The organism is Persephonella marina EX-H1, assembly GCF_000021565.1.
Classification (GTDB): domain Bacteria; phylum Aquificota; class Aquificia; order Aquificales; family Hydrogenothermaceae; genus Persephonella; species Persephonella marina.
In genome coordinates this window covers 1,831,238-1,849,166 of sequence record NC_012440.1, presented here as the reverse complement: position 1 = coordinate 1,849,166, position 17,929 = coordinate 1,831,238, and the positions used below count along the sequence as shown (strand labels likewise).

The 17,929-nt window shown below is 37.3% G+C and carries 15 protein-coding genes and 1 rRNA gene; 10 read left to right on the top strand and 6 right to left on the bottom strand.

The window, feature by feature from the left end; translation table 11 throughout:
• The first annotated feature begins 33 nt into the window (after positions 1-33).
• From rrf to pgsA, 7 genes are all read left to right on the top strand, one after another.
• Positions 34-150 (top strand): 5S ribosomal RNA (gene rrf / locus PERMA_RS09615).
• A 78-nt stretch (positions 151-228) separates the two neighbouring features.
• Positions 229-561 carry an ATP synthase subunit I gene (locus tag PERMA_RS09610; protein ID WP_012676884.1) on the top strand — a complete coding sequence of 111 codons (333 nt, stop codon included), beginning with the start codon at positions 229-231 and terminating at the stop codon, positions 559-561.
• Positions 561-1,340, top strand: coding sequence for a prepilin peptidase (locus PERMA_RS09605; RefSeq protein ID WP_012676874.1), 780 nt, complete (start codon positions 561-563; stop codon positions 1,338-1,340). Before PERMA_RS09610 ends, PERMA_RS09605 begins: the two co-directional genes overlap by 1 nt.
• A 14-nt stretch (positions 1,341-1,354) precedes the next feature.
• Entirely contained in the window at positions 1,355-1,684 is a 330-nt protein-coding gene (locus PERMA_RS09600) for a winged helix-turn-helix domain-containing protein (protein WP_012676850.1), read from the top strand.
• Positions 1,677-2,042 carry a hypothetical protein gene (locus PERMA_RS09595; protein WP_012675761.1) on the top strand — a complete coding sequence of 122 codons (366 nt, stop codon included), beginning with the start codon at positions 1,677-1,679 and terminating at the stop codon, positions 2,040-2,042. Before PERMA_RS09600 ends, PERMA_RS09595 begins: the two co-directional genes overlap by 8 nt.
• A 1-nt stretch (position 2,043) precedes the next feature.
• Positions 2,044-2,499, top strand: coding sequence for a D-glycero-beta-D-manno-heptose 1-phosphate adenylyltransferase (rfaE2, locus tag PERMA_RS09590; protein ID WP_012676530.1), 456 nt, complete (start codon positions 2,044-2,046; stop codon positions 2,497-2,499).
• Positions 2,486-3,019: a CDP-diacylglycerol--glycerol-3-phosphate 3-phosphatidyltransferase gene (gene pgsA / locus PERMA_RS09585; RefSeq protein WP_012675404.1), complete on the top strand. Its 534-nt coding sequence runs from the start codon at positions 2,486-2,488 to the stop codon at positions 3,017-3,019. The genes rfaE2 and pgsA overlap by 14 nt, the downstream gene beginning before the upstream one ends.
• A gap of 1 nt (position 3,020) precedes the next feature.
• Here the strand turns inward: pgsA and PERMA_RS09580 are convergent, their stop codons facing one another.
• The 3 genes from PERMA_RS09580 to hisC are packed head-to-tail and all read right to left on the bottom strand — an operon-like array spanning position 3,021 to position 6,516.
• Positions 3,021-4,826, bottom strand: coding sequence for a DUF255 domain-containing protein (locus tag PERMA_RS09580; protein WP_041530947.1), 1,806 nt, complete (start codon positions 4,824-4,826; stop codon positions 3,021-3,023).
• Entirely contained in the window at positions 4,823-5,476 is a 654-nt protein-coding gene (locus PERMA_RS09575; RefSeq protein ID WP_012676372.1) for a TIGR01906 family membrane protein, read from the bottom strand. Before PERMA_RS09575 ends, PERMA_RS09580 begins: the two co-directional genes overlap by 4 nt.
• Entirely contained in the window at positions 5,473-6,516 is a 1,044-nt protein-coding gene (gene hisC, locus PERMA_RS09570) for a histidinol-phosphate transaminase (RefSeq protein ID WP_012675553.1), read from the bottom strand. Before hisC ends, PERMA_RS09575 begins: the two co-directional genes overlap by 4 nt.
• Before the next feature lie 88 nt (positions 6,517-6,604).
• Between hisC and PERMA_RS09565 the strand changes: the two genes are divergently transcribed.
• Genes PERMA_RS09565 through smc form a run of 3 tightly spaced genes read left to right on the top strand, consistent with a single transcriptional unit; the run spans position 6,605 to position 12,969 of the window.
• Positions 6,605-7,852: an OmpP1/FadL family transporter gene (locus PERMA_RS09565; protein WP_012676421.1), complete on the top strand. Its 1,248-nt coding sequence runs from the start codon at positions 6,605-6,607 to the stop codon at positions 7,850-7,852.
• A 14-nt stretch (positions 7,853-7,866) separates the two neighbouring features.
• Positions 7,867-9,423 (top strand): fatty acid--CoA ligase, encoded by a 1,557-nt coding sequence (locus PERMA_RS09560; protein ID WP_012675670.1) that lies wholly within the window; start codon positions 7,867-7,869, stop codon positions 9,421-9,423.
• Positions 9,424-9,480: 57 nt separating this feature from the next.
• The gene (gene smc / locus PERMA_RS09555) at positions 9,481-12,969 is read left to right on the top strand and encodes a chromosome segregation protein SMC (protein WP_012676170.1); all 3,489 of its coding nucleotides are present in this window, start codon (positions 9,481-9,483) and stop codon (positions 12,967-12,969) included.
• 28 nt (positions 12,970-12,997) lie between these two features.
• Here the strand turns inward: smc and PERMA_RS09550 are convergent, their stop codons facing one another.
• From PERMA_RS09550 to PERMA_RS09540, 3 genes are all read right to left on the bottom strand, one after another.
• Positions 12,998-15,394 (bottom strand): hypothetical protein, encoded by a 2,397-nt coding sequence (locus PERMA_RS09550; RefSeq protein WP_148206428.1) that lies wholly within the window; start codon positions 15,392-15,394, stop codon positions 12,998-13,000.
• Positions 15,395-15,471: 77 nt separating this feature from the next.
• Positions 15,472-16,707: an NTP transferase domain-containing protein gene (locus PERMA_RS10935; RefSeq protein ID WP_012675332.1), complete on the bottom strand. Its 1,236-nt coding sequence runs from the start codon at positions 16,705-16,707 to the stop codon at positions 15,472-15,474.
• The gene (locus PERMA_RS09540) at positions 16,704-17,891 is read right to left on the bottom strand and encodes an inositol-3-phosphate synthase (RefSeq protein WP_012676419.1); all 1,188 of its coding nucleotides are present in this window, start codon (positions 17,889-17,891) and stop codon (positions 16,704-16,706) included. The genes PERMA_RS10935 and PERMA_RS09540 overlap by 4 nt, the downstream gene beginning before the upstream one ends.
• Positions 17,892-17,929: the final 38 nt, after the last annotated feature.

Genomic DNA, 17,929 nt, shown 5'->3' with positions numbered 1-17,929 from the left:
ACCTCTACTTGCCCCTTATTCTATTGCCATTTCCCTGGTGCCCATAGCGGGGAGGTTACACCCGGTCCCATTCCGAACCCGGCAGTTAAGCTCCCCTGCGCCTATGATACTGGCCGGGAGACCGGTCGGGAAAGTTGGTCGGTGCCAGGGCTTATATCCCTTTATTTCCCCTTTCACACAACATCCTTTGTGATAAAATATATCAAATCCTGATTACCTGAGGTCTGTATGGATTTAAAGATCTTACTTTACTTTCCACTTTTTATTTTAGGTATTGTAGCCGGATTTTTTTATTTTTCGCATATGTGGAAAAGTATAAATATATACGGTGCGGAAAAAAACAAGATACTTAAAAGTATGCTTATAAGGCTGCCTATCCCTATTGTTGCCGTTTTAATTGGTAGCATTGCCGGAATAGGTGGGATTATATCAGTCCTTGTAGGTTTTACCACATTCCAGATATACTTTCTCGTTAAAACGGGGAAAAGATTAAAAGAAGAGATAGAAAGGGAAGCTGAAGAATCGGAGAATGAAAATAAAGGAGATATAGAAAAAAATTAATGGGAGAGAATACATTACTTTCCTTTACAGCTTTTATTTTTGGTCTGATTATAGGTAGTTTTTTAAATGTTCTTATATACAGACTTCCCAGAGGAAAAACAGCCTTAAAGCCAGCCTTCTCATTCTGTCCATCCTGTGGAAACAAGATAAAGTGGTACGATAACATACCTGTCATCTCCTATATTATTCTAAAGGGCAGATGCAGATACTGTAACTCAAGAATCTCCCTCAGGTATCCTTTAGTTGAGATTCTTACAGGTATGGCCTCTGTTTTTTCATTTATCAAAACGGGTCTTTCTCTGGACTTTATATTTGTTTTTCTATTTCTGTCCCTTATGATCGTTATAACATTCATTGATATTGATTTTAGAATAATTCCCGATCAGTTAAACCTTGCAGGCTTTTTATCAGGCATTATTTATACCTATTTCAGAAATGATTTTTCCATGATAGATGCTTTCACAGGTGCGTTAACAGGAGCCGGTATACTTTTTGGTATAGCATACTTCTATCTGAAAGTCAGAGGAATAGAAGGTCTTGGTATGGGTGATGTAAAACTAATGGCCTTTGTAGGATCATATCTTGGCTGGTTTGGAGCCCTTTTTACCATATTTGTAGGTTCATTTATTGGTGCTGTTGTCGGTATCATCGGGGCGTACATATCGAGATCAGAGGATAAAGGGAAATTTGAGATACCATTTGGACCTTTTTTAGCTCTTTCAGCAACAGTATATTTATTTTTTGGAGAGAGTATTAAAAACTGGTATCTCGGTTTTTAACAAGGGAGGTTTTGATGAGATATCAGATCAAATACAAGGTATGGCTTGAAAAAGATGGTGAGATAATTATGGGTCTAGGTAGGGAAAAACTGCTTAAAGAGATACAGAAGCAGGGTTCTATATCAAAGGCAGCAAAGGAGCTTGGCATATCCTACAAGAAAGCATGGAGTTTTCTAAAGGCTATGGAAAAAAGACTTGGAACAAAACTTGTTGAGACAAAAAGAGGAGGAGAAAAAGGCGGAGGAGCCGTCCTCACAGAAGAAGCCCAGAAGCTTATAAAGGAGTTTGAAAAGCTTGTAAAAAGATTTGAAGGTGTGAAAAAAAGGGCTGAAAGTAATGGATAATAATCTTTTTTCTTTAAGAAGGCTGTACTTTATATCTCTTTACAGCTCATTTTTTTACATCTCTCTTTTACTCATAATCCTAAGAGATAATGTTCAGCCTGTCAGTATAAATATCCTTCACCAGGCCATTCTAGGTTTGGTATCTGTTATGCCGGCATTTTTCTTTATTTTAAAGAAGAAGATGGATATATTTAACTATGATATTTACAGAAAAATACTGATAATCAGTCATATACCCCTTGTAATAGGTTTCTTACTTTCTGTTCTGAACAAAAACTATATCTTCTTTATAATCATCTTTCCCGTTTTTATTCTGGCATACATTATTATTATTCCCGTAAGAAAGGAGAAGGCTTGAGATGGATTATCTGAAAAAGATAGAAAGCTGGAAGAGAGAAGGTAAAAAAATAGTTTTTACAAATGGATGTTTTGATATTATTCACGCAGGGCATGTGGACTATCTGAAAAAAGCAAAAGAGCTTGGAGATATACTTGTTGTAGGTCTGAACAGTGATGAATCAATAAGAAGGATAAAAGGAAAAGACAGACCTGTGAACATCCAGGAACACAGGAAAATCGTTCTTGAGGCGTTAAAACCTGTTGATCTTGTGATAATCTTTGATGAGGATACACCTGAGAAACTTATCAAAGAGATCAAACCTGACTTTCTTGTTAAAGGTGGAGACTGGAAGATTGAAAATATTGTAGGAGCTGATTTTGTTCAGTCATATGGTGGAAAGGTTGTAACTATTGATTTTGTTCACGATATATCAACAACAAGAATAATACAGAAGGTAAAAAATGGGACTCGCTAATCAGATCACTATATTCAGAATACTTCTGGTCCCTGTTTTTATAATTTTTGTTGGTTATAACAAACCTCTATATGCTCTTATAACATTCTTTATAGCAGGGCTGACAGATGCTCTTGACGGTTTTGTGGCCAGGAAGTTCAACCAGGTTACAACGCTTGGGAAGATACTTGATCCTATAGCTGACAAAACACTGATAGTCAGCAGTTTTATCTTTATATACAACTCGGATATGTCGATAAAATTCCCCTTCTGGTACGTTGTTCTTGTTATTAGCAGGGATGTTTATATACTTGCTGGCAGTGTTATCATTTATTTTCTGAGAGGGGCTCTAGAAATAAAACCTTCAATTTTTGGAAAGGCAACGACATTTTTCCAGATACTATCCGTAATTACTGTACTCCTTGCAAACATAACGACTGTTGAGATGGTTTACGTAAAAGGGATCATATACACGGCAACATTTTTCACAGTTTTATCAGCCCTTACCTATTTTTATGAAGGCCTTCAAAAACTTAAATGATCTACTCTTCCAGAGGTATATACTGGGAAAAGATTGATAAGATCTGATCTTTAATATCCCTTTTATCCTGAATCTTTTTAAAGCATACACAGCAGTTACATACAAATGCTGATGTGATTTTCTGTGGTTCATAACCAAGCTTCTTAATAAAATTCAGATCAGAGTTTTCTATAAAATGGGGGTAAACGTAGTAAGGAAACACTTTAAAGGCCTTTCTGATGTACTCATTCCTCTCCTCTTTCATCCCTATTATATGGACAGCTAAAGGTGGATAAAGATAAAGATAGTAAGCAAGGCCTGAAACAGAACCGTATCTGTCAGGAAATCTTTTTAATATATCTCTGCTTTTCTCCAGATAGATTCGGCTCCCTGTAAAAAGATTCAGTTTTAAAAGAACCCTGGCAAACCTGTAATTCAAAGTTATAATATCATCAATAAAGGATATCCTGTTAATATTAAAGCCTGTTTCTTTAAGATCTGTATATATTCCTAACTTTTTAGAGTAGTATCTATCAGTAACTATTCCGGTTATTTTCTCAGAAAGTTCCAGATATCTCTTTTCAGATGTAAGCTGGTATGCGGTAAGAAGAGCCTCTACTGTATAAACCTGGGTACTGAGTAAAAAACTACTCCTGTCAGGTGAATATCTCACTCCATTTTCGGTAAAACCTTCTTTCAGTATTCTTTCAAGTACATCCAGACCTAAAGAAAGATCTTCTACATTTCCTGTATACCCGTAGGAGTGTAAAAGGGCATTGGAGATCAAAGCATTAACGGGAAAGTATATATCCCTTTCAATATTAGGTCCGTATCCTATTTTTCTTACTATCTCTTCTCTTTTCTCCTTACCGTAAATAAAAAAGTCCTCACCTGGAACAAGAAGCCTTCCCTCATCATCAACGATATCCGCTCCCTGTGAGTTAAAGAAAAGCCCGGTTTCTTTATCGTAAAGCTTATTTTTACAGAAAGACAGTATTCTTTCTGCATACTCTAAATATCTACCATCACCAAACAGAGAGTAAATATTGAACAGAAGTATGGATACTTCTGCCTGATCTTTAAGAAGCTTTTCGTAATGAGGCTCAGTCCAGTATTCTGTGACAGCATACCGATAAATACCACCTTCTACAGGATCAAAAAGTTTCATATAACCTTCTATTGTTTTTTTAAGCATTCCTTTTGCTGTCTTATCTCCTGTCAGATATCTCAGAGCAAGGAAGTAAGGAAGTTCTCTAACAGGAAATTTTGGTGCCCCTGAAAAACCTCCATACTCATAATCAAACTTGAATTTTATATATCTAAAGATCTTGTCTATACTCCCTTTATTTATGCTCTTTTCTTTTAGCCTTCTCTCCAGTCTTTTAAGTTTTTTTATCTTCTTTTCTCTGTTTTTTAATACAATCCTTCTTATCTGATCCTCATTCATTGACTTAAACCTGTTAAGTATACCCTTCATCTGATCTGGAGGAACGTATATACCTCCCCACAGAACATTTCCTTTCCAGTCAAGTACAACTGTTGAAGGAAGCCCTCCCTGATTGTACTTTCTGTTTATCTCGGGATACTTCTCAGCATCTACTCTAACAGGTATGTAGTATCTGTTTACTATATGAACTACCTCTTTATCACTGTACGTTGTATTTTCCATAACATTGCACCAGTGACACCACTGGGCGTATATATCAAGGAGAATAAGCTTCTTTTCCTTTTCTGCCCTTCTCATCCCTTCATTGAAATCTAACCAGTTTATACCAGATCCGTATGAAAAGCTGATCATGAACAGGAGCATTACTAAAAATCTCATCATTCCTGATTGTAAACCCTCTTCAGAAAAAATCCTGAAAGTATTATGGAGAGTGATATTAAAAGGGAAAGGGATATAACAAAAAATGTTCCATCAAACCAGAACTTCATCGGATATATCCTTAAAAGTGTATCTTTAAGTCTGAATCTCCATGTATACTCTCCAAAAATATGATCATGGAAAACGGTAAACACAAGATTATAGTCAATATAAGAGATTATACCTGCAGCAAATATCAGTCCAACTGTAAAAACTCCTGAATAAAAAAGAGCTTTCCATCTATCCTCCCGTAGAAAAACAAAGCTTCCAAACCACAAAATAAAAGCCACATATGAAAGTGGGAAGAAGATCTTCAGAAAGTTTTTAACATCTTCCATATGTTTTATCTCTTTTTCTCTAAAAGCTCTGTTACCATTTGGGAGTCTGGCCTCTTTAAATCTTTCCAGTCCTTCATCTGATAGGACAGCCTGAAGACCTAACTTGGCAAGCTCTTTTCTGATCTCATCTGGCATCCCCCACCTATCCTCTGGAAAATCCTCTTTTGAGTACTCAAAATCGATAAACCAATCTGAGAATGCCATTCTTGTTGAAAATCCAACTATCCAGAGAGGAGCTGTTAAAAGAGATATTACAAGTAAGACCTTCCTTATCATCCCACAAGCTCTTTCAGAACATTTATAAATATCTCGTTTTCCTCAGGTTTTCCAACAGATATTCTGAGACAGTTCTCCATATAAGGAAGGTGTGACATATTCCTGACAAGGATTCCTTTCTCTATTAACGCTCTGTGAAGGGCATCACCATCATGAACCTTTATAAGAACAAAGTTTGCATCTGAAGGATAAACCTTTATCCCATCAATCTTACCAAGCTCTGATAAGAGCTTATCCCTCTCTTTTTTTATGATCTCAACCTGCCTTTTTATCTCATCCCTTCCCTCTGAAAGAACTATCTTTCCTATAACCTGCGTTGGGTAGGTTATATTGAATGGAGGTCTTGTTTTGTCTATCTCCATCGCTATATCTTCCCTTGCTATGAGAGTACCAAGTCTTATCCCAGCAAGGCCTATCTTTGACATCGTTCTCAGAACAACAAGATTTTCCCTTTTTAAAGATTCAGAAATAAAATCTTCCTTATCAGAGAAATCTATATAGGCCTCATCCACAACTGTAAAAACACCTCTATCAGCAACATACTTTATAAGTTCTCTATCAAAGCTATTACCTGTAGGATTGTTAGGTGATGCGAAAAAAGCAAGAACAGGTTTTTTTTCAAGTGCTTCATCTATCTTTTCCCTACTTAACTGGAAGTTCTCATCAAGTGGAAACTCAATCTTTTTCTTTCCAACTATATCAGCAGAAACCTGATACATAGGAAATGTAGGAACAGGATACATAACAGGCTGGTCTGGGTTTCCAATTATTATGGTTAAAAGCTGTATAAGCTCATCTGACCCGTTACCTAATACAAGGTTCTCAGGTTTAACCCCGTAAAAATCAGCTATAACCTCTTTCAGCTCCTTTGATGTTGGGTCCGGATATCTCTGGAAAGGGATATTTTTCACCTCTTCCCCGATTTTGTTCTTAAGCCATTGTGGAAGATCAAACGGATTTTCATTTGATGAAAGTTTTATTCTGCAAGGTGTAGTTTCTGTTTTATAACTCTTAAAACTTTTGAATCTATCTAAAAACATTAAAACCTCCTTCCAAATTATAAAAAGTTAAGAATTATTTTATAATGATTTGTAATAAATTTTCCCTATAAACAAGGAGGTCAGGAGGATGTTAAAAAGGATCAGTGCCGGTATTTTGGTTCTGTCTGTAACAGGTAGTTCCTTCGGTGCAGCATACAAGATACCTGAACAGTCTCAGAGATCTATGGGAACGGCGGCAGCATACTTTGCAGGTGCAGATTATGCAGATGCAAACTATTACAACCCTTCAAATATGGTTTTCCTTGAAAACAGAACGTATATTGAGTTTGGATCAAGATATATAAATCTTCCTTCTATAAAGTTTGAAGGGAGAGCGTCTGATCCTGTAACAAGATCCTTTCAGATAGCAGATGCAAAAACAAAGGAAGAACATTTCTTCATACCTTATTTCCATATGGTTTTTAAAGGAACCGAAAATGTAAGATGGGGGATATCATTTGTAACACCTGCTGGTCTTTCAAAAAGATGGTCTGCTGTAAAACAGAAATCAACAGCTGAGGAGTTTACACTGAAAGTTTTTGAGCTTAACTCCTCTGTAGCATTCAAGATCTCCGAAAAATTTGCTATTGCCGGAGGTGTAAGGGGTATCTATGCATCAGGAAAGATAAAGTACAGGTATGAGCCTGCTTACAAGGTAAATATGGATGGTGATTCCGGATACAGATTCGGTTACAATCTTTCTGCAACTTTAAGACCCACAAAAAACCTTACAATCTCAACAGCTTACAGATCGAAGATCAGTATGAAAATAGAAGGTGATGCATCAGGCTATCTGTATGATCCTTTAAGCTCTACAACATACCCTATAGCTGTTGGCGGTCATGTAATAGTTCCTTTACCTGCTGAGTGGAGGGTTGGGACAGCTTACAGATGGAGATCAACAGTATTTGAGCTAACATATGAAAAAACATTCTGGAGTTCCTACAAAGTACTTGATATACAGTTTAACAACAGTATGATTGATAGTCAGCTTGGAAAACCAAAGGATAAATACTGGCACGACTCTGAGACTGTCAGATTTGGTGTAAGACATAAATTTTCCAATAATTTTACAGGTATGTTTGGTGTAGCGTATGATGAGACTCCTATTCCACAGAGAACACTTGGATTCGAACTTCCGGACTCCAATGCCTGGATATTCTCGTTAGGTGGCATATACAATCTGTCTGAAAGGCTTGAGTTTGGTCTGTCTTACCTGTATGTAACAAAGATTGACAGAAATGTTAACACACCACCTAATGAGAACGGTATAGATGGTAAGTTTTCCGATCTATCAGCTCATCTGGTGAATATCTCTGTAGGGTATAAATTCTAAAAAAGAGGGAAGAGATGGCAGACTACAGCTATAAAAACTTTTACGAAGTTTTACAGGAAAACGCAAAAAAGTTTGGTAAAAAAACGATACTCTTTGAAGAAGACAGGAAAATAACCCATAAAGAACTTAAACATTACGTTGATTCTCTCGCAAGATACCTTGAACTTATAGGTATAAGGAAAGGAGACCATGTTGCACTACTTCTGACCAACTCAAAGGAGTTTATAATATCACTTCTCGCTATAAGCAAACTTGGAGCGGTTACAATACCTATAAACACATTTTTAAAGAAACAGGAGATAGAGTACATACTTCAGAACAGTGACTCAAAAGTTCTCATAACTCAGACGAAATTCTCAAAAGAAGTATCCGACGTTTTCCAAACATCTGATATTGAGAAGATAATATGGGTTGATGACTATCCAAACCTTGATGAGAAAAATCTATCATTTGAAGAGGGTCTATCAATAGAGGATTATGAACATCTAAAACCTCAGGCAGATCTGGATGATACATTTGTGATAATCTACACATCTGGAACAACAGGAAAGCCAAAAGGTGTTATGCTCTCCTACAGGAACATATTTTCCAATATACTCAATATCAAAAAACTGGGTAATATTACAGAAAAAGACAGATTTATAGCATATCTTCCTATGTTCCACACATTTACGCTAACCGTTTCAGTCCTCCTGCCTTTATACACAGCAAGTCCTATCGTGATAATAAAATCAATAATGCCATTCTCAAACATCATAAAACAGACATTACTTAAAAGGGTAACCATATTCATAGGTGTTCCAGAGGTTTTCAGTGCTCTATCAAAGGCTAAATTCCCATGGTATTTTATGTGGTTTCACAGGATAAGATATTTCATATCCGGCGGTGCTCCTCTATCGAAAACAACACTTGAAAGGATGAGACAGAAATTCAGAAGAACCCCTCTCCTTGAAGGATACGGTCTTTCCGAATGCTCTCCTGTTGTTGCTGTTAACAGACCTGAGAAACAGAAGGATCTATCTGTAGGACCACCTCTTCCAGACTATCAGGTTAAGATTGTTGACAGCGATCTGATGGAGCTCCCTCCAGGTGAGATAGGGGAGGTTATAGTAAAAGGGGATTGTGTTATGAAAGGTTACTACAAAAACCCCTACGCAACAGAGGAGGTTATCGTTAACGGCTGGCTTTTAACAGGCGATCTTGGATACCTGGATGAGGAAGGATATCTGTATATTGTTGACAGACTGAAGGATCTAATTATCTCAAAAGGGATAAATATATACCCAAGGGAGATTGAGGAGATTCTAAATGCGCATCCTGACATAGAGGAGTCTGCTGTTGTTGGAAAAAAGGATGAACATCACGGTGAGATCCCTGTAGCTTTTGTTAAACTAGTTGAAAATGTTGAGAAGTTTGATGAAAAAAAGATAAGGGCATACCTTAAAGAGAATCTTGCAAACTACAAAATACCAAAACATATTTATGTTCTTGAAGATTTCCCGAGAAACGCAACAGGGAAGATACTAAAAAGGGTTTTAAGGGAAAGACTGAACAGGGGAGAGTTTGATTAAGAACAGCTTATTAATCTGCCGAAATATTTATAACAAATCTTAAAAACGGGTAGTATCATGTCAAAAGCTTATATTGACAGAATTCATGTTTACGGTTTCAAATCCTACGGTCTTAGAAAATTAACTATCCCTGTTGGAAATGGTTTTGTAGGAATAGTTGGGCCAAACGGATCAGGGAAAAGTAATATCGGTGATTCTATAGTTTTTGCCCTTGGACTTGCAACAGCAAAATCGATGAGAGCATTAAAGCTTTCAGATCTTATATTCTCATCAAGGGGAAGATCCGCTGAGTATGCTGAGGTTGAGGTTGTTTTTAAAAATGAAGGAGCCTTTCCATTAAATGATGAAGAGGTTTCCATATACAGGAAGGTGGAGCATAACGGTAAATCAACATACAGGATAAACGGAAGACCTGCGAAACAGTACGAGGTTGAAGAGCTTTTATCATACGCAGGGATACCTAAACAGGGTTACAACATAGTGACGCAGGGTGATATATTCAGATTCGTAAAGATGACCCCTTCAGAAAGAAGGGATCTCTTAAGTGAGATAGCAGGAATAACAGAGTACGAAGAAAAAAAGGAAAAAGCATTAAAAGATCTAACAGAAACAGAAGAAAAGATACAGTCAGCAAAACTTGTTTTAAAAGAGGTAAAAATACAGCTCAAAAGACTTGAGGAAGAAAGGGAGAACGCACTTTTAGCTGCACAGCTTGAGGAGAAGATAGAAAAAATACAGAAAAATATTAAAGGCGTTAAGCTTTACTTTTTACTGACAGAACAGAAAAAAGCTGTAGACGATCTGAAGGAGATCGAGGAGAGAATAAACAGGCTTTATGAAGAAAAAGAGATATCAGTACAGAAACAGAAAGAGCAGATCTCAGTTATAAAGGAACTTGAGGATAGATTAAACAGACTTCAGGAGTCGCTACTGCCTTTAAAGGAGAAGGAGGGATCTATAACAGCACAGATAAGAACATCTTCTGATAAAAAATCAGAGATAGAAAAAGAGATCCAGAGTATAAAAGAGAATCTAAAGGAGCTTGCAAGGGAAAAGGAGGAGAAGATCAAGGAAGTCTTATCCTTAGAGGAACAGATAAAAGAGCTTAAGAGAAAACTTCCAGAGATAAAAAAAGAACTTGAGAAGGCTGAAGCGGTTCTTGAGGAGAAAAACAGAAAGCTTAAAGAGATAGAGATAGGAGGAAGCAGAGCAAAGCTTGATCTTGGAGAGGTTGAGAAGGAAGAGAAATCCCTGAAAGACAGACAGTCATCCCTCCAGAAGGAAAAGATACATATAGAGATGGAGATAAACAGGATACTTGAAAAGATAGAAGAGTACCATAATGAGATAAGATCTCTTTCTGAAGAGGTAGAAACATTAAGAAAATCAAGCTCAAACATAAAATCATTCACAGAAAGTCAGGAAAGAAAGCTTAAAAGTCTTAAAAGCGAGCTTTCAAGACTGAAACTGAGAAAGGAGACCTTAGAGAAAAAACTCAAGGAGAACAGAGAGAAGAGAGAAAAGAACTTCCAGAGACTTGCAGAGGTTTTAGCCCAGCTCTCACAGATGAGGGAAGACAGGGTCATAACACTTATAAAGGATATAAACGGTGTTTACGGTCAGGTAGCTGACCTGATAGGGATAAAAGATCCAGAACTCTCAAAGGCTATTGAGGTGGCCGGTGGTGGAAGACTGAAAAATATAGTGGTTGAGGATGACAGGGTTGCACAGGAGTGTATAAGGGTTCTTAAGGAAAATAAAGCAGGAAGGGCAACATTCATACCATTAAACAGGATCAGGGTATCACACCCTGCAAAGCCTCCCTATATGAGAGGTGTTATAGGTCTTGCTGTTGATTTTATAGATTATGATAAAAAAATAGAAAAAGCTGTAAGATTTGTTTTTGGAGATACTGTGATCGTTCAGGATTTTGATAGTGCAAGAAATCTCGGTATTGGAACATTCAGAATGGTCACTGTGGATGGAGATATATTTGAGAAATCAGGAACAATATCAGGTGGTTTTGATAAAAACAGAGGAGGAATACTAGGAAGAGGATCTCTAGAACAGGAAAAGATAAAGCTTGAACAGGAAGATGAGAGGTTAAAAGCTGAAGAAGGTATGATGGAAGAGGAGCTTAAAAAGATAGCTGTGAAATGGCAGGAGACGGAAAAAGAGCTTTACAAACTCCAGAATGAGACTGAGAGTGTTATTGAGAGAAAAAGGGAGATTGAGACAAAGATAGACCAGAACCTGTCAAGAATAAACATACTTGAGGAGGAGATAATAAACCTTAAAAAGAGACAGTTTGAACAGGAAAACAGACTGGAGAGAACTGAGAAAGAGCTCTCAGAACTTGAGAGAAATATATCTTATATACACAAGAAGAAAGAGGATATCCTCCAGAGAATGGAGAGTGAAGGACTTCACCAGCTTAGAAAGGAGTGGGAAGAGGCAACAAAAAATGTTTACTCATTAAGGGAAAAGAAAAACGAGATAGAAAACGAGATAGAAAAGCTTACAGACAGACTTGAAAACAACCTGAAGGTCAGAATATTCCAGATTGAAAATGACAGGATGAAACTTGAGGACAGCCTCAAGATAAAAAACAGACAGATAGAGGAACTTAAAAACAGGATAGAGGAGTACTCCAGGGAGCTTTCCGATCTGTGGAAGGATCTTAAAGATAGAGAAAAAGAGAGGGACGAGCTTATAGAAGAGATAGAAGAAAGAAAAGAAGAACTGAAATCTTTAAGATACGAGGAAGAGAATATAAACAAGGAGATAACATATCTTCTTGAGGATAAAGGTAAGTTAGAGCAGAAGGTTGAGGATCTAAAAGATGAGATAGAGATACTTAAAGAGGAGTATGAAGGTGAACCTGTAGAAGGTGATCTTAAAGTTTTAGAAAAAGAGCTAAAGGAACTACAGGAGAAAAGACAGTCTATTGGAGCTGTAAACCAGAAAGCCCTTGAGGATTACGACCAGATAAAAGAGAGATTTGATGATCTCAGCCAGAAACTTAAGGTTCTTATTGAGGAGAAAAAGTCCATAGAAGAGATGATTGAAAGCCTTGAAGAGAAAAAGATAAAAGCCTTTATGGAAGTTTATGAGGCTGTAAATAAAAACCTTGGAAAGATATTCAGAAGACTGTCACCTGGCGGTAAAGCCTATCTTGAGATAGAGAATGAGGACGACCCACTGTCAGGGGGGATACTCCTTAAGGCAAGACCAAGAGGTAAGGATGTTAAAAGACTTGAGATCATGTCAGGTGGTGAGAAAACACTGACAGCTCTTGCTTTCCTCTTTGCTGTTCAGCAGTACAGACCTGCTCCTTTCTACTACTTTGATGAGGTTGATGCTCACCTTGATGATGCAAATGCAAGGAAGATAGCAGAGCTTATGAAGGAGCTTTCTCAGGAAGCACAGTTTATAGTTGTAACACTGAGAGATACGATGGCAAGCTATGCAGATAGACTTCTTGGAGTCTCAGCAAGGGAAGGAATATCTGACGTTTACAGCCTTGAACTTGCCGAGGTTTTATAAAAAAAGGGGCTTTAAAGCCCCTTTCAACTTACTGATCTATTATATTGATCTTCTTGGTATGTGTAAATGAAGCTGTTCCACCATCATTCGCACTAATTGTGAACTCACAGTAGACAGCATTACCTGTGTCATCGTAGTCATAGGCTTCAATATAATCGGTTCCGGTTGCACTACCTGATATTTTTACATTATTATTTCCATCGTAACATGTGTAAGAAACATTCGAACTTATACTATGTGTAATATCGCTGTCTTCAAATCCACCCCACAGCCATATAGAAACACCTGTGAAACCTTCCCAACTGTATCTCATTCCACCGGCAGAGATATCTCCAACAAGATAATGACCATCAGCAGCTATGTTACCTACAAGATCATTTATAGAGTATCCTTTTTTACCTTTGCTGTCTGTAAGTTCTGCTGTAACTGAGTATGTACCTGCAGTATCAATTGTGTATGAGTGTGTAACACAGAATGTTGTTGAATCTATCTGTCCTGTGAATGTCTGAACAGTATTTCCATCTTTTTTAACTATTATACTGTAGATTACAGGATAATCCCCTTCCATATCGTATGCACAGAGTTCAATAGGAATAGCTTTACCAACTGCAGGATCAGTATCAACATAAAGTGTTGCGTAAGGTGGTGTATTCTTAATCTGTATTTTTCCTACGTTAACTTTTGATCCGTCATCACTTATCTCATCATTATCTTTTGTTCCATTAACGTTGAACATTCTGCTTTCAAATTTTGCGTAAACATACCCCTGTTCATTACATTTTGTTTTAACAGAGAAGTTTCCATTGCTGTCCGTTACACCAACAGGAAAATCCTCATAATACTGTGTTGCAGAGATACCTGTATAGTTATAATCTAGTGTCCATGTCCAGACGATCATTCCTTCTACAGGACTATTATTCTCATCAACAACTCTACCTTCTACTGTACATTTGTAAGGATTAGAGATCTGTATTGTTACACTGCAGTTGTCGTTAAAGTCTGCTGTTTTAGCTCCCTCATTCATCATATACCATGCTTCCACATCAGCTGTACAGGATGTTGAGTATCCTATAGTTGAAAGTGTCACATTACCATTTGAGTCTGTCATACCATCAACATAAGCCATACAATTGGCATTTGCCGAAACATAAGCACCTGCAATAGGGTTGTTGTTCTCATCAACAACCTTTATGTTACAAGAGATCTCAGATCCTGCAGGGATAATATAATCAAGATTTTTCCACTCAAGAGCTGGATTTGTAACGCTAACAACAACATAATCTATGTCAGTTCCATCACATATATTGTTTATATCTGTAATAATTCCATACTCAGCACAGCCTGCAGAGTTATCAGTTGGATCTGTTGAGGTTGAGTTAGGATCACAACCACTACTGACAATTGTGTCCCATTCAGTATTCATAAAGTCTATTCCGCTGTTTTCAACAAATGTTCCCTGACCGGCTGTTACCCAGCCTCCCTGATCAAAATCAAAAGCATAAAATGTAAACTGTATTCCTTCTTTTGCAGGATCTTCATCAACAAGAGCACCTGTATCTATAAGATTTTTTATCTGATCACAGTCAACCTCTCTCAGTATTCTGTAGTACTCTCCATTTACAAGCTGGGCGGTTATTCCCTGTGAGCTTACGAAAGGATTTTTACCTTCCTGATCGGTTATCTCAAGATAATCAAATCCGAAGGATACAAGCTGATCTCCGTCAGTTGTCTCAGTTCCTGGAAAATCCTGATAATCTGATGGGATGGAAGGTGTGTAAGATTTGTAGCTAACGTTAAGCTGTTCTGTTCCGGATTGGAGCTTGTTTAACGGGATAGCAAGATCTAAAACCTTTTCTGAAGTGTCTGCACTTAAAGCCTGTAAACCGGTCTTGGCCATAAGTTTACCTGTTTTCTGATCTTTGAAGAATGCTATTCTTACATACTCCTTTCCTGCTGAATTTATAACTATTCCCTGATTAACTGTAACCGTCTGTGTTACCACCTCTTTAACATCAAGATTAACAGTAAGACTTGAGCCAGCCTGGTAATCAATAGTTTTTGTTGCCTTGGTGTACCCTGGAGCCTCAGCGGTTATTACTACCTTCCCTCCGGATACAAGACCTGCTTTTAAAGAGTAAGATCCATTAATCTGTTGATTCTGCTGATTTAAAGCTGTTGTCGTTGTTTCTGTAGAGATCACTTTTCCATCCTTATCAATCACATTTGCTGTGATACTGAATGTAGTGTTTGTTGGAGCAGATCCATTAATTGTAACCTTTCCTGAAATCTCAACGGACTGTGTCTGAACCTGTGGAGTTTCACCTCCACCGCCACCGCCTCCACCACATGAGACAAACAGAACAGGGATCAATGAGACAAAAAGAACCAAAGTCAGTTTTCTTAAAGATTTAATATACATTTTCATTCACCTCCCTCTTTTCTTAATATTAAATTTAATAGTCAATTATGAATAGGGAGGTGAAAATTACCCAAAATAAAGGATCATGATCTTAATCTGAGCAGTGTAAAAATTACAGATACATGAGTAATGACAGCAATGACAGCAAAGAAAGCGTAAATCATGTTCTCGTAAAGAGAAAATAAGATACTGAATACCATAACTAAAAAAAGTCTTATATCCCTTGTTGCAAGGTAAGGTCTCCATCCTGAAAGATGGGAGACATAGCTGACAAGAACTGATCCTGTTAACGCAGGTATAAAAGAGAGACTCAGAAAGATATCCTTCTCAATGGATAAGAAAATCGCTGAGATTATAAATATATCAACATACCTGTCAAGAACTGAATCAAGAACAGCACCAAACCTTGATGAGAGATTTTTTATCCTGGCAACCTCACCATCACAACCGTCTATTATAGAAACAATCTGGGTCATAATACCGGCTAAAAGATAGTATTTAAAATAAAAAAGAACTGAAGTCAGAAAACCAAGAAGGGAGACAAAAACTGTTATCCTGTTTGGCGTTATAAAATCATACCTGAGTAAAAAAGGGGTTATTCTTGTAGATATCTTTCTGTTTAAAAATTTTGATATGATCCCATCTGTTGGCTTTATAAGTGATCTCCTGATAAACTCTTCAGCCTTTTTGAGATCCTCTTTTGTATCTATATCAATCCAGAACTCATCCATAACCTTGTAACTCAGCCTTCCATCATCTGCAAGCAGCTGCATTATATCCGAAAGCTTTACCTTTTCTCTCTGACTGACAGCCCTCTCAGCATATACAAGAGACTCATAACTGCAGACAAAGAATCCTGTATCAAAATAATCATAATCATCTATTCCTTTTCCTATCTTTATAACCTTATCTCCCTGAACTTTAACCTTTGTAGCCTCATCTTCCTGATAACATTTTGCTGAAACATAAACTGTTGTCTGATTTATAGGATTGATATCTCTATAAAACCCTTCATCATAATAATGATCAGCCATAAGAAGAATAAAACTCTCCCCTTCTTTTATAAGATCTTTCACACAGTAAAGGCTGTACCCATTCTCCCTTTCCGGATAAGGGTTGTAAACAAGTTTTATCCGTGGAAATCTTTTCTGGATATGATCTTTTATTCTCTCATCATGGTACACAACGATTATCTCGTATCCATCCAGCTTTCTTATCTTATGCTCAATAAGAGGAAGACCGTAAAGTTCTACAAGAGGCTTGGGGGTATCACCCCCCATTCTCTTTCCGTATCCTGCTGCAAGTATTACCGCCTTCATTTCAGTGATCTGTACCAGTTTACTAATGTTTCAAACTGTTTATGTGTGTTGTACTCATCTGTATCCATTGGTGACTTGAAGAAGAATGCAAGCTCTTTAACAACCCCTTTTACACCCTTTTTCTTCGCAAAGTTAAGGAATCTTGCAATATCAAGAACAAGTGGAGCAGCAACAATAGCATCAACAGCATCCCATGTGAAATAGAACTTCATTTTTGTTCCCAAGAATCCCTGATAATGGATAAAATCAAAGGCTGTTTTGTTATCCTGTAAAGATGGGAAGTAGTTTATCTCTGTAATCGTGTAAGGCTCATAACCTAATATCTTGCTTACAACCTTATCCTTTGAGACAACTTTACTCTCTTTATTCTGTTTGTGTGATAAAACCTTACCGTCAAGATCACCAAGTATGTTGTAACCCATCCATCCTAAAACTTTAAGATTTCTGTATGCAAACATAGGAGCAAGTGTAGTCTTTACTAGTGTTTCTCCTGTCTTCCCATCATTTCCTGCATGTGGAACACCATTCTTTTCAGCAAGCTCCTTCAAAGCGGGAATTCCAGAACCTGCACTTGGTGTAAAGTTTCCGTAAGGAATTCCATTTTTTAAAGATACATAAGCATAGATCATAGAAGCTGATATCCTGTCTTTTCTGTTCTCCTTTATAGCCCTTTCAAAACCTTCAAGTGATCCGTGAACTTCCTGATCATAAGGGATAACAGGTTCTGTTGATGCTACATTTACAGCAACAGTCTCATCATCTTTAAACTCAAGTATATCCTTTTCAATCCTTTCAACGATCTGCTCAAGTGATAGTCCCTCATCCTCAAGAGTGCTGACAGGCTTTAACTCCTCTAAAACACCTGACCCACAGTTTAAAGCTGTTCCTTTTTTAGCCTTTATATCTTTAAGATCTTCTTCCAGTTCTTTAAGTATTCTGTAATCAAAATGTTGATTTTCCTCCCAGTGAGAAAAAAGTTCACTGTACAGATTTCTATCCAGTGCCCTTATCTCATGTCCTCCGAACTGATCAAAATTCAGTGGAGAGTATCTTTCAAGATCCTTAAAAACAGGAAGTGATGAAACAAGACCTGTTGTGTCCGTAATTCCCTTCTTTACAGCCCTATCCCCTGCCACGGCTGTTGTGGCCACAATACCGTAAAGACCAAACAGCCACAGTTTCATACACCTACCTCCTTTTATTTTTGTTTTAAAAAGCTTAA

Coding starts and splice junctions, on each gene's coding strand:
- PERMA_RS09610 (WP_012676884.1), top strand. CDS start 229: ATGGATTTAAAGATCTTACTTTACTTTCCACTTTTTATTTTAGGTATT.
- PERMA_RS09605 (WP_012676874.1), top strand. CDS start 561: ATGGGAGAGAATACATTACTTTCCTTTACAGCTTTTATTTTTGGTCTG.
- PERMA_RS09600 (WP_012676850.1), top strand. CDS start 1,355: ATGAGATATCAGATCAAATACAAGGTATGGCTTGAAAAAGATGGTGAG.
- PERMA_RS09595 (WP_012675761.1), top strand. CDS start 1,677: ATGGATAATAATCTTTTTTCTTTAAGAAGGCTGTACTTTATATCTCTT.
- rfaE2 (WP_012676530.1), top strand. CDS start 2,044: ATGGATTATCTGAAAAAGATAGAAAGCTGGAAGAGAGAAGGTAAAAAA.
- pgsA (WP_012675404.1), top strand. CDS start 2,486: ATGGGACTCGCTAATCAGATCACTATATTCAGAATACTTCTGGTCCCT.
- PERMA_RS09580 (WP_041530947.1), bottom strand. CDS start 4,826: ATGATGAGATTTTTAGTAATGCTCCTGTTCATGATCAGCTTTTCATAC.
- PERMA_RS09575 (WP_012676372.1), bottom strand. CDS start 5,476: ATGATAAGGAAGGTCTTACTTGTAATATCTCTTTTAACAGCTCCTCTC.
- hisC (WP_012675553.1), bottom strand. CDS start 6,516: ATGTTTTTAGATAGATTCAAAAGTTTTAAGAGTTATAAAACAGAAACT.
- PERMA_RS09565 (WP_012676421.1), top strand. CDS start 6,605: ATGTTAAAAAGGATCAGTGCCGGTATTTTGGTTCTGTCTGTAACAGGT.
- PERMA_RS09560 (WP_012675670.1), top strand. CDS start 7,867: ATGGCAGACTACAGCTATAAAAACTTTTACGAAGTTTTACAGGAAAAC.
- smc (WP_012676170.1), top strand. CDS start 9,481: ATGTCAAAAGCTTATATTGACAGAATTCATGTTTACGGTTTCAAATCC.
- PERMA_RS09550 (WP_148206428.1), bottom strand. CDS start 15,394: ATGAAAATGTATATTAAATCTTTAAGAAAACTGACTTTGGTTCTTTTT.
- PERMA_RS10935 (WP_012675332.1), bottom strand. CDS start 16,707: ATGAAGGCGGTAATACTTGCAGCAGGATACGGAAAGAGAATGGGGGGT.
- PERMA_RS09540 (WP_012676419.1), bottom strand. CDS start 17,891: ATGAAACTGTGGCTGTTTGGTCTTTACGGTATTGTGGCCACAACAGCC.